This is a genomic window from Pedobacter sp. UYEF25 (assembly GCF_054061655.1).
The window spans coordinates 134,364-147,561 of sequence record NZ_JBSSEL010000007.1; the positions used below are offsets into that span (position 1 = coordinate 134,364).

At 37.9% G+C, this 13,198-nt stretch carries 6 protein-coding genes; 1 reads left to right on the plus strand and 5 read right to left on the minus strand.

The genetic code is table 11. The annotated features are described in order from the left end of the window. Window positions 1-1,072 precede the first annotated feature (1,072 nt). Together ACVWYG_RS08905 and ACVWYG_RS08910 are read right to left on the minus strand one after the other, a co-directional pair. The gene (locus ACVWYG_RS08905; RefSeq protein ID WP_457269841.1) at window positions 1,073-1,300 is read right to left on the minus strand and encodes a sigma factor; all 228 of its coding nucleotides are present in this window, start codon (window positions 1,298-1,300) and stop codon (window positions 1,073-1,075) included. A 187-nt stretch (window positions 1,301-1,487) separates the two neighbouring features. Then, window positions 1,488-2,219, minus strand: coding sequence for a tetratricopeptide repeat protein (locus tag ACVWYG_RS08910; protein ID WP_457269842.1), 732 nt, complete (start codon window positions 2,217-2,219; stop codon window positions 1,488-1,490). 345 nt (window positions 2,220-2,564) lie between these two features. Between ACVWYG_RS08910 and ACVWYG_RS08915 the strand changes: the two genes are divergently transcribed. Next, complete coding sequence (locus ACVWYG_RS08915) at window positions 2,565-5,012, plus strand: 7TM diverse intracellular signaling domain-containing protein (RefSeq protein ID WP_457269843.1); 2,448 nt, start codon at window positions 2,565-2,567, stop codon at window positions 5,010-5,012. Window positions 5,013-5,560: 548 nt separating this feature from the next. On the opposite strand, the gene glgB is transcribed toward ACVWYG_RS08915, so the two are convergent. From glgB to ACVWYG_RS08930, 3 genes are all read right to left on the minus strand, one after another. Beyond that, a complete protein-coding gene (gene glgB / locus ACVWYG_RS08920) occupies window positions 5,561-7,615 on the minus strand; it encodes a 1,4-alpha-glucan branching protein GlgB (protein ID WP_457269844.1) in 2,055 nt (684 codons plus the stop codon). Window positions 7,616-7,669: 54 nt separating this feature from the next. Beyond that, window positions 7,670-10,126: a glycoside hydrolase family 31 protein gene (locus ACVWYG_RS08925; RefSeq protein WP_457269845.1), complete on the minus strand. Its 2,457-nt coding sequence runs from the start codon at window positions 10,124-10,126 to the stop codon at window positions 7,670-7,672. Between the two features lie 156 nt (window positions 10,127-10,282). Further along, on the minus strand, window positions 10,283-13,138 hold the full coding sequence (locus ACVWYG_RS08930) for a TonB-dependent receptor domain-containing protein (protein WP_457269846.1): 2,856 nt from the start codon (window positions 13,136-13,138) through the stop codon (window positions 10,283-10,285). Between the last annotated feature and the right edge of the window lie 60 nt (window positions 13,139-13,198).

A 13,198-nucleotide genomic window follows, 5' to 3' on the forward strand; every position in this document is an offset into this window, starting at 1 on the left:
TCTAAACTTAACATTTTTAACACCAAAACAGCCTTCTCCAATCACTAGTTCATAAACCTAGAAGGTTCATGAAACCTTGAAGCGCTGATCCGGGAAACCTTAAAAGCTGGTTATAGGTCTGTTATATTTAGGTTTTCTTTGAGCAACAACTTCGTCCAATTATGGCGCCTTAAATAAGCGATGATTGTTTACGGTTTTCCTATATAAAAGTTATCTAATGAATTTAACGCCTGCCTGTAAACAACTTAGCAGCATTTCGATAATAACTTTGGCAAATTCTAGAAAAATTATTTTATAGAAATTCGAAAACTATCTAAATAGTAAAATAAAGTACCTCAAAACCGATGCGGTGGGGAGCAGAGTTTTCGATTTAAAATGCACCTTGTAGTGGTCTAGTTAAGGTCTCCTTAAGGTCTCCTTGTGTTCTGCTTTGGTTAAAGGGGGTATTACCACAACAAGACCACAACGATACCACAACAAAACCCATTGTTTTGACATTAAAACCTGTTTGGATCCGAGAAATCTTCGCTTGAGCAAATACTGTTTTCTAGACTAAATTAACTGCTTGCTGATTGCTAACAGATCTATACTAATTTGCAAAAAAAAATCTCCAGATTAGCCATGCTCACATTGCAATCTGAGCGTGAAGCAATGCTCAGAATTTCTGTTATTTCTAGTTAATCACCTTAAACCAACAAAACCTACAATGTCATCGATAAAATAAGGAGGAAATTAATCTTGCAAAAACCTCTAATTCTTCTAAAAATTGATTAAAGCGCTGTTTCTGTTGTAGCGCTCACGATTGAAATGACACCGTTAATTTGTTTTTTCATCAAAGGAACATAAAATGGAAAGCAGCCAACAGCACCAACAAAAAATCGCGCGAATCTTTGTTTAAGAAACTTGAGGGATTTTTCGTCCAGTTGCAAAAATTATAGATTTAATAGTCTTTGAACTAAGTTAAAAACCTGATAAAGGCTATCAGGATTCAATTTTAGATATCTCTTTCTCAGCTATCTCATTACTTAACTGACACTGAATTCTGAAGATTAAATTCATACGTAGAGCGCTTTTAATTAACCAAATACCTTTTACTGAGTCTTTTGGCGATTAAATGAAGCTGAGAAAACGGCTTCAGTTTATGAGTCGGTAAGAGGTCTCTGCTCTGCCAAGCATGGGTAAACGTCTCCTCCAAAATTTCCCTAGCTTCTTCTTCATTATTAACCCACCCTAAAATAACCCCGTAAAGCGGAGCTGCGTATGTTTTATACAATAATATAAAAGAGCTTTGATTTTCCATCAACTTGAATTCGTTTTTAAGAGCGCCGATATCGAAATACAATCAAGCAGACTGGTCGATGTGTTTAGGCTAGTTAGTTGTATTAACCAAAGCAACCTAAAAATTGTTTGACAGAAATGTAAAAAAGCACTTCTATTTAGAGTATATGAGCATAAAAAAAATAAAACTTTGGTATAAAAATTGATTTTTACAGGTGTTTGCTCAGCTCTTCAGCTACTGGATATGCGCCACTTGATTTTGGAATCTTGGCCAACCATGCACCAGCTTTCTCATAATTTTCTTCCCTAAGATAACTTAATGCCATAGAGTATTCGGCAAAAAATTTTAGATCATCATTGCTTGCAATAACAGATTCTAACAGCACACGGGCTTCATCTAAATGAGCAGTTTCAATCAATGTATTTGCATAAGCATAGGCGAGTTTGATCGCCTTGGGATTTTTAGCATATTGCGAAGCAAGTAGACGCCCGGCTAACAAATAATTGCCATCATTGTAGAGGTATATGGCTTTATACATGGCAGTAGTGTCGCCCGAAAAGTTTTTGGGTACGGCTATTTTTTGATAATAGGCATAAGTTCTATATAAGTTCACATTCCAGGGCGCCCAAAATAAAAAAATGGCCATAATGCCAACTCCGATCATCACAAACCACTTTAGGATGGGTTTAAAAGGAAAAATATCTGGGTCTTCTATGCGACAATGCTTCGAATTTTGCCCATTTTGAGAAAAAAAAGACTGCTGAACTGCGCTAAAAGGAAGTTGAATTTGGAAGCTCTCATGAATCTCCTTATAATCTTTTAAATGATCTTTTAAATCTGGCTCATTTTTTAAACGGAGCTCGTATTCTTGCTGCTCAAAAGAATCCATATCTCCCTCGACATAGCGAGCGGTCAATAAAATTTTATCTTCTTTTGTCATGTATAAAGATATATTAAACGAAGGATATTTTCTTTGGAATCAACTGATTTTAAACCAAAAATCGATACAAATGTTCTATTTTTTCCAAAGATTCTTTTCATATGACGCCCTGAAGTTTCTGAAATAAAAATCAAATTAAAATCGCAAAAGAAATCCAAATTGATACCTTCGCTCAAATTCTGTAGCATAAGACATTTCCCCGCCAAAACTAAAGCACCCAACTTTAGAAAAGTCAATGCTTAATTAGAACAAAATATAGCTACATTGTAAGACATACGGCACGTAGATTTTATTAAAATTTCACCAACCCATTTTTTTATTTGGATGTAGAGCAGTATACCAAGTATGGATAAAAGCAGTTTAGATCAACATCGTAGCGATTATCCAATCTTGAGCAGTCGCTTCGTATTAATGTCAATTCTATTTGCCATAATTTTTATTTCATTAAACTACTGTGCGCAAGCCCAATATGTTTTTAAAAATGGCGTTCACCCTGACGAGGTATCTATTTTAGAATACGCTTCTATTTTAAATACTGGACAAGAAGAACTGTCGTTTGCGCAAATACGAAAGACAGAAGACATACTTAAATTTAAAAAATTAAAGGGACCATATGGAAACCTTGGTTTTACGAGTTCAAACTATTGGTTAAAATTTCAACTTAAAAATGAATTAGAAACTCCTGTATTTTATTATTTAAGGACTGCAGAACCTACTACAGAAAATGTTGACTTATATCTGGTTGATAAAAATGGTCAGTTTTCCACTCAGAAAAGCGGTAATAATTTAGATTTTAGTGAAAGAAGCGTAAAGTACCGAAGAACATTGTTTGAAATCCATTTGGCTCCTGGGGAGACAAAATCAGCCTTTATGTTGCTTAAAAACGACGGCAGAAAGAACCGCCTTCCGTTGGAAATAATTAGTCAAAAACAGTTGTTGCAAACAGCCTATTCTAACCAATTCTTTTTCGGTTTTTTTTATGGAATTCTGTTCATTATTGTGCTTACCTACCTTTTCTTCTATGTGGCTTTAAAAGAAACATCGTTTCTGTATTATTCGCTTTATGTTTTTTTTGCTGCCTTATGCCAATTTTCACTTGATGGTTTCTACCATCAATACATTGCTACAGGGCACTCATGGCTGAGTTTAAATATGGTAATTTTATCTGCCATTTGTGGGTGCTTTTTCTTTGGAAAATACAGTCAATGGATTTTAGACGTTGAACACAAAAATCGCCTACTACATAAACTTTTCAATGGGTTCTACTTGGTTCTGGGTTTAATATTAATGTTGTTGCTGCTATTTCCGACGTTTTCGATCTACTCTTTTCCTATTGTAAGTGTATGGGTTATCGTTGGTGTTGTGCTACTTTATCTTGGCATCATCCTACTTATTCTTAAGAAGCAGCGGTTGGATTTCTTTTACATTTTGGGCATGTTAGTGCTCACCTTTACAATGATTTATGCTGTTTTAATGAATTTCAAGGTACTCCCAGCCTCATTTCTGATAGAAAATATTACCAAGCAAGGTATTTGCTTACAAATGATCGCATTTTCCCTTTCGATGGCAAACAGAATTAGACTAATGAAAAAGAAGGAGCAAATAACGCAAGAGTTGGCACTGCAAAGGTCTGAGGAGATGAACAATGTAAAATCTTATTTTCTCTCTAATATGAGTCATGAACTGAGGACGCCACTAAACGCCATATTGGGTCTGGCTGGCGTTATGGCGAAAGAAAATATTGACCCAGACCTGAAAAGAAATTATGAGTCAATCAGATATGCATCGCAAGGATTGATCTCCTCTGTGAATGACATCTTGGATTTTTCCAGAATGGAAGAAGGGACGCTAAAATTAGACCATTGGGAGTTCACTCCAAAAGATGTTATTACAAAGTTCTTAGAAAGTGCAGCCATCCAATGTGCAGATAAAAATCTAATTTTTGAAGAAAACGTTTCCTTAAACGACAGCACTGTTGTGTTAGGTGATGCTGTTAGACTTGAGCAAATTATTCACAATTTATTGGGCAATGCGATAAAGTTTACAAACAGTGGAAAAGTGACGTTAATTGTTACCTCGACAATTAAAGGGAGTGATTTAAATTTAAAGATCGTAGTTAAAGACACCGGCATCGGCATCGCAGAAAAAAAACTAGAAAGTATTTTCGGCATATTTTCGCAAACAGATTTCGACAATAAGCGCAAACATGGTGGTTTTGGAGTGGGCCTAAGTATTGCCAGAGCCCTTACAAACCTGCACAAGGGAACATTGAAAATAGATAGTAAAGTGAATGAGGGAACCGTTTGTGAATTAAACATTAAATATAAAATACCGGAAGTCGCGGCAGCGTTTGTAAACCATTTTCCAGATATTGATTTTGACTTATTAGGGACAACTGTTTTGGTAGTAGAAGACAATCCCCTAAATCAGATGGTTGTGCAAATGCTATTAGAAAGCTGGAAAGGAACAACTGTAGTGTTAGCGAATGATGGTTCTGAAGGCCTTAACATCTTAAAAACGCAAAACATAGATATTGTATTGATGGACTTACAAATGCCTGTAATGGATGGCTATGAAGCTATCGCTGCGATAAGAGGCAATTTGGCAGGAGAAAAAAATACAACCATTCCAATCATTGTAGTTACTGCAGACATTACCCAGCCAACAAAAGATAGAGTTTTTGACCTTGGCGCTGACGGTTACATGACCAAACCAGTAGATGAAAAAACGATGTATCAAAAAATAACAGTGTTGCTATCTATTTGTAGAAGCAAACAGATGCTGATCACTTAATTTCTCGGTTCGTTAGGCCAAAGTTTGGTCAAACATGGTGCGCGCATTAAATTTAATCGATACCCCCATCAATCTGAATATCCTAACGTTCGCACACCACTAAAAATTCTTGAAAGCAGCAATTATTATGGAAATGATGAATTTCCTTTAACGAAAAAGAAACTTATTCGTATCGTCGTGTTGAATTGTCGCTCCAAATTTTCTATGCGCTTTATCTAAGCAATAAAGCCTTCACCTGATTTCAAAAAAAAGCCGTCTCGAGGCTCAGAATAGCCTTTTAGCATCCTTGAAGAGTAGAACGCAAATATGGGCAAACAGTTAAATTGAATGGTCCGCAAAACAACGCTTTTAAATATTACCTGATAAAAGACCGGAGTTTTAAATACTCGCAAAAATTTTCAGATTGCTCCTAAAGATGGGTTTTCATACAGTAAAGAACTGTCCCAACCATTGTCTCAGCATAATTTTTTGATTGTTCGTGAAAGATTTAGCCGGTACTTGCGGAGCTAAGCGCTAATATTATTTTTACAAATGATATTGAGCGCTGATTATTTACTCTTAAAAATTGTAACCCCTAGCGGAGGTAAAGTCACGGTAATGGAAAATTCTTGATTGTTATAGTTTCCTTCTGTAGTATCTAAATCCCCGAGATTTAACCTTCCGCTTCCATAAAACAGCTCAGCATCGGTATTAAATAATTCCTTCCATTTGTTTTGGAAGGGTACCCCAATCTTATAATTTTCTCTCACAACCGGTGTAAAATTACAGGCAATGATTAACGTATCATTTGGGTTTTTTCCCTTGCGCATATAAACAAAAACAGATTCGCTAGTATTGTCGGCGTCTATCCATTCGAAACCCTCATAAGAATAATTTAATTCATATAGTGCTGGCTCTTTTCTGTACAAAAAATTTAGGGCTTTTACTGTTTCTTGAATCCCCTTGTGCGGTGCAAAATCTAATAGATGCCAATTCAACGACTTCCACAAATTCCATTCACTTGTATCTCCAAACTCATTGCCCATAAACAATAGCTTTGCCCCGGGGTGGGTAAACATATAGCCGTATAATGCGCGGACATTTGCGGCTTTTTGCCAATCATCGCCTGGCATTTTAAAAAGCATAGGCGACTTGCCATGCACCACCTCATCATGAGAAAAAGGAAGCATAAAGTTTTCTGAGAAAGCATAAGTCATGCTAAAACTTAAACTGTGGTGATTAAATTTTCTTGCAATAGGATCTAATTTGAAATACTTAAGGGTATCGTTCATCCAACCCATCATCCATTTCATTCCGAAGCCTAAACCTCCAGCATTTACCGGGGCAGTGACTCCTGGATAGGTGCTGCTTTCTTCTGCAATGGTTTGAACCCCCTCGAAGCTGCTATAAATGGATTCATTTAAATCCTGCAAAAATTTAATAGCGCCTAAATTTTCACAGCCACCAAATTCGTTTGTTCCGAAGTCTCCATCTTCTCTAGAGAAGTTGAAATAGAGCATTGATGCAACTGCATCTACCCGCAAGCCATCCGCATGGAACTGATCCATCCAAAACATGGCATTGCTGATTAAAAAAGATCTTATTTCATTTCTGTCGTAATTAAAAATATAAGATTTCCAGTCGGGGTGAAAGCCTTTGCGCATATCGGCATGTTCATATAAGTGAGTGCCGTCAAATTCAAACAGGCCATGTCTGTCTCCGGGGAAATGCGATGGAACCCAGTCTAAAATAACCGCAATGTCGGCTCTATGAAGTTCATCAATTAAAAATTTCAAGTCTTCCGGACTTCCATATCTAGAACTAGCGCCGAAATATCCGGTAATTTGATAGCCCCAACTTGGATAGTAGGGATATTCCATTACAGGCATAAGCTCTACATGCGTAAAGCCCATTTCTTTGACATAAGGAACTAGCGTTTTGGCAATCTCTCTACAATTTAAAACCAGCTCTGGATGCTCAGGACTTCTCTGCCAAGATCCCAGATGAATTTCGTACACTGAACATGGCTGATCCAAAGCATTTAGTTTTGGTCGTTTCTTTAGCCAAGAGGCATCGTTCCAATTGTAATCGCTTTGCCAAACCACTGAAGCAGTTCTTGGGGGGTGTTCCCACCGACGGGCATATGGATCTCCTTTTTCATATTCAGAACCATCAAAACCTTTTACAAAATATTTATAGATTTCTCCTTGGCCTACACCAGGAATAAATCCCTCCCAAATTCCAGACCTGTCCCAACGTTTATATAAAGCGTGGGCTCCTCTATCCCAACCGTTAAAATCGCCAACTACGCTTAAAAAAGTTGCGTTTGGAGCCCAAACGGCGAAATAAGTTCCCTCTATCCTGTCAACTGTCTGGAGTTGAGCACCCATTTTTTCGTACAATCGAAAATGCTTGCCAATTAAAAACAAATCTATGTCAAAAGCGGTAAATAGGCTAAAAATCCATACTGGTTTAGTTTTATCAATCGCGAGCAATTCCGATTCTGTAGAGGCACGTTCCTTAGTGGCTGCTTTTTTCTCGAGCGTCTTCCCAACTTTCACCTTAACTTTTACACCAACATTTTCTGTGTCTGTGTTGGATGAAGACGGTTTATTTACAGCCATAACTTAACGATTTAATTTAAAACCAGACCTTTATTTAATGTTTCGGGACGGTTACTAGTTGATTAGTATTTGCGAAAAGTTTTTGTTGCATTTAAAATTTAAGATTTTTTTATCATCAACAGAAAATTCCTTTATTTCCTCATTATCTACGATAATCTTATTTATTTTAAAATTTATACCCATTACGTCGCAATCATACCTCTCATAGTTTGGAGTGTATAAGCCCTCTATGTTTTGATGAATTGCCAAGCTATCGAAATTTCCCTTTAAGGTAAACTTTTTTTCCATATAAATGTCCTGCTCATAGGCAAAGGTATCGCCATGATCTTCAAACAAGAAAGAATTTACCTCATAACTGCTGTAATAAATGTTCAGTTGCAAGTCTGTAATAGGGATCTCGTTTACATATTGCATCACAGGATATTGCGGCAATACTGTCCCTGCCCTCACAAATATGGGCATGCTGTCTATTTGGGCGTCTATTGTGTGTTCGGTTTCCCCATCTAACACTTCTTGAGTCCAGAAATTATACCAAGTACCTTTTGGAAAATACACGATTCTAGATGTTGCTCCCTGTTCTAGCACCGGACAAATGAGTAATTTATCACCATAACAAAACTCATCTTGTCTATAATGATTCCCGATATTTTCTTGATCTAACATTACTAACGGGCGCAAAATTGGAAAACCATATCTATGATGTTCCCAGAAAACCGAGTACAAGTAAGGCATCATTTTATACCTAAGCTCGATAAATTTCCGATTGATGTCTTCATAAAACTGCCCAAAACTCCAGGGTTCTCTTTCTGCTGTATCTCCGGCAGAATGTGCGCGCATAAATGGAGAAAAAGTACCAAGTTGAATCCAGCGGCTAAACAATTCGCCATCTGGCTCACCACTAAAACCGCCTATATCTGTACCGCAGAAAGAAACGCCAGAAACGGCAAGTCTTTGGCATTGTATATTTCCAATTTTTAAATGTTCCCAAGAGGCAATATTATCTCCCGTCCAAACGCTGGCAAAACGCTGAACACCAGCGTAACCTGCCCGTGTTATGGTAAAAGGCCTTTTATTGCGCATTATTTTTTTCAAACCTTCATAGGTAGCCCTGACCATTTGCATACCATAAACATTATGTGCCTTACGGTGAGAACCCCGATAACCATCATAGTTATGTCTTACATCGTTTGGAAAAGTACCCGAACCAAACACAGCAGGTTCGTTCATATCGTTCCAGAAACCAGCAACGCCAATATCTACCAATTCTTTGTACAAATTTCCCCACCAGCTGCGTACTTCAGGATTTGTAAAATCTGGAAACTGGCATCTGCCCGGCCAAACATGCCCCTCCATAAAGTAGTCGTCACTTCTTCTACAGAAGTATTTATTTTCTTTACCTTCTTTAAAAACCCAATAATCATCATCTACCTTTATCCCGGGGTCTATCATCACTACGGTTTTAAAGCCATCATCTGCCAACTCCTTAATCATCCTTTTAGGATCTGGAAAGTATTTTTTGTTCCAGGTAAAGCATCGATAACCATCCATATAATCAATGTCGAGGTAAATGGCATCGCAAGGAATTTTTCTATCTCTAAATTGCTTTGCAATGTCTTTTATTTTTTCTTCGGGATAGTAACTCCAACGACATTGTTGATAACCTAATGTCCACTTTGGAGGCATTGGATGCGTACCTGTAAGAAGTGCATAGCGTTTTACCACATCCATCATATGTGGCCCATGAATGTAATAATATTGAAGCTCGCCACCGTCAGACCAGAAACTGGTTTTGTTAGAATCTTCTCTACCGAAATCGAAATAAGATTTGAAGGTATTGTCGAAAAAGATGCCATAGGCTGCTTTACTGTGTATGCCGATATAAAAAGGGATTGTCCTGTAGAGCGGATCCTGATCCCAAGCGTAAGAATATGCATCTGTATTCCAGTTTTCGAACCTGCGGCCACGTAAGTTAAAGTTTCCTGATTTATCTCCAAGACCAAAAAAGTTTTCTTCCGGGTTGCATTTTTTTGTTGCATACACATAGTATCCTCCAAACTCTATGTTTTCCTCCCAATGCATAGAATTTACCTCGTCTACCATAACTAGACTGGTCAGGTTGTCTAAAAAAGAGATGTGAAAAGTTGCTTTCTCTATTTTACAAGTTACTGCATGGGTAGAAATGGTATAACAGTCCTCATACTCATCCATTTTAAACACAGATACTTTTTGGTCTACCTCCGGGACTGCGTAAGAAAAATCGTCTAAAAAAACGCTATGCGGCGCTAACCGCACCCTAATAACTTCGTCGCTCACTACTCTAATTTCTACAGATGCGTTTCCATCTGAGAAATAAAACTTGTTACTATCCTTTTTGACCTCTATTACAGCGCCGAGGTATTGCTTCACAATGGGCTTTACAGATATGTCTACCGGATTATTAAGGTGCTGAATCTCTTTTTCTTTCTCTATTAATTCGTCAATTTCTTCCGGTGCTTTGTCTTCCAATTTCATCTAAATTAAGTGTAATACGTTCTCGAATAACGATTTTTAAAATACTATAATACAAATATTTTACAAAAATGCAGTAATAAATTCAAAAAAAATCCCCTTTGTAAAAAAATACAAAAGGGATAAGGTGCTGTGCTGTAATTGTTTTAGGGAAAGTGCTTATGGATTAAAAGTTATCGAAACATAATATATGGCACCGGCGTCCGGATTTCCGTAGGACGTGATGTAATATTTGTTTAAAATGTTAGATCCACCAATCTTAAAAATAGAATTTATCGAGGGTACTTTCAAATTCAATTGTGCATCGGCGGTTGAGAATGCAGGCACTGCTCCAGATACGAATGTAGAGTTCCAGTAAAATTTATCTTGCCAGCGATATTGAACATTGAAACCAACATTTTTGATAATTTCCTGACTACCTACTCCTAGATTAAACCTAATTTCTGGTGTATTGAAGGTGTTGATAATGTCTGCCGGCAATTCACTAAGCTTATTATATGAAACATTTCCGCTAAAATTAAGCTTGCGTACGAGGTACTCAAGTCCGAAGGCAGCGCCATAACTTTTCACATTTCCGGGCGTATTTGTGGCAACGCTAAACTTTACTGCATTTGTAGTTGGATTTTGATACAAATCTACCCCACCGATAAAATCTTTGTATATGTTGTAATACCCATAAGTATCTATCAATAAATTTTTGCTGACCAAGCCTTTATATCCCAGCTCTATTGCTTGTACGCTTTCTGGTTTCAATGCCTGTGCAGAAAAAGTATATTCTTTCAGCACGCCGGGGTTTGGGGTGCCGGAAGCAATAGTTGCCAAAAAAGCTCTGTAACTTTGCGCCGTAACACCTTTATTGTCGTATAGGTGATATTTGTTTAGCAACTCTGGCAAACCCCCTATTAGTCTTGTAGATCCGCCACCAACTGCTAAATCTATGTATTGATCTTGTGTAGTTGGATTTCTAAAGGCTGTTTGATAAGAAATGCGGATATTATTGTTTTTGGCAACGGTAAAAACACCTGTTACTCTAGGCGTAAAACGCCCCTCGAAGTTTTTGCTCTTGTCATATCTGCCGGAAACAGTAAGCTTAAATAAATCATTAAATTTACGTCCCACCTGTGCGAATGCACCGTACTCGGATATGACGATCGATCTAGTTGCATCATCAAAAATAGTTCCGTCAGAGTGTAAAAAGTAATCGCGATAAGAAGCGCCAACCTGAACATCGACCACATTATTTAACAAACTCGAAAAGTTGTACAACCCTTCGTAATGGTAAAGATTTGTTTTGTCATTAAACTTAGCCCCATTTTCTGGTCCGATAGATCTGCTAGTAATGGCATCTTTAGCAGTTTCAAACCCAGTACTTCCAGGCAAAAACCGACCGTTATCTGCCGCTGCTCTTGCCGCTCCATAAGAACCAGTTGCTAAGTAAGTGCCAATATATTGAGGAAACCAAGTAGTAGATGGTTTCCATGTCTCATTAATAAAAGTACCTAAAATGGTTGCATTATACGCTTTGCCAGAACGCTCTTGAGTGGTGTATGCACGCAAGAAAAAGTCATCCCCACGAAGTTCTAATTTATATTGACCGATGCTGAAATCTCTCAAAGAATACCTATCGGTACCAGTGTATACAGAAGTTCCTGTACCCCAATTGACTTGCGCTATTGCCTGTATGGTGGGCGTAAATTTGTAATAAACGGCACTAGATGTCTTCAACGATTTGGTATCGTAATCTACTAAATCACTCTCCGCATAACCTGTTCTAGAAACAAACTGATTTGGTATTAAATTATTACGCAGTCCATAGTAAAAAGGAAGATATCCGTTTAAAACCGTTGGCTGAAGCGCAGCAGGAATATTTGCATTTATAAAACCAACATAACTTGAGTAGGGTGCGTTTGCAGGCAGCAAATTAAGCGTATTCTGAATATTTAAGGCACCACCTGTTGCCGCCAAAATACCTGCCCTGGTTTTTGACTCTACACTCTGAGATACATTAATCATATTTTGGCTGATTTCGTCGCCATAAACATTTACGCCATCATAATTGGGGTCAGAGTTTCTATCACCAGGTTTGGCTGTTCTTCCAATTCTGTCAAAGTTACTGGTATTACTCGCCGACCAATCTCTAGCTTGCAAAAACGAAAAGGATGTTTTTATTCCAAATTTATTGTTCCAAGATTTTGCCAATCGAACGTCGAGCTGATTGTATGGTTTCGCACTTGTACTTCCATCGTTTACATGGTTAATTCCTGTCTTGTATTGAAAACTGGCCCCTTGATAACGAAAAGGATCTTTGGAAGTCATTAAAAGTGTTCCGCTAATGCCACCAGCACCGTAAAGTGCAGAAGATGCACCTGGCAATAGCTCTACATTATCTACATCAAGCTCAGTCATCCCTACAATATTTCCAACCGAAAAATTTAAACCTGGCGCCTGATTGTCCATTCCATCTACGTACTGGTTAAATCGAGTATTGCCATTACTATTAAAGCCGCGGGTATTTATAGATTTAAAGGTCAAGCTTTGCGTGCTTACCTCCACCCCTTTCAAATTGGCCAAACCATCGTAAAATGACGGCGCAGGAATTTCCTTAATTGCCTGAGCATTTATACGCTCTATTGTAACTGGCGATTCTAAAATTCTTTCAGGCGTTCTAGAAGCAGAAATAACTACATCACCACCAAGCGTAACAGAAGTTCCCAGTTCAAAAGAAATCCCTGTGGTACTTCCTATAATCTGTTTTTCCTGTCGGCCAAAACCAATGCTACTTGCCACTAGGGTAAAAGGCAGTTTTGCCGAAGTAGAAAAGATAAATACACCAGCGCTGTTGCTCGAAGTTCCGCCGGATTGGCCCAAAATAACAACGCTAGCGCCTACGATTGGCTGTTTAGTGTCTTTATCAATCACCGTTCCGCTAACGGTATGGGTTTGGGCACGCAGCGTAAACGCCGTGCCGAATAGCATCAATGCTACACAAGTCAGTTGGGTAAAAGTTCTTATCATAAATAGAAAATTTGGTTAGCAGTTTTTTGGTCTCATAAAACTAATCGGTTTTATCCAATT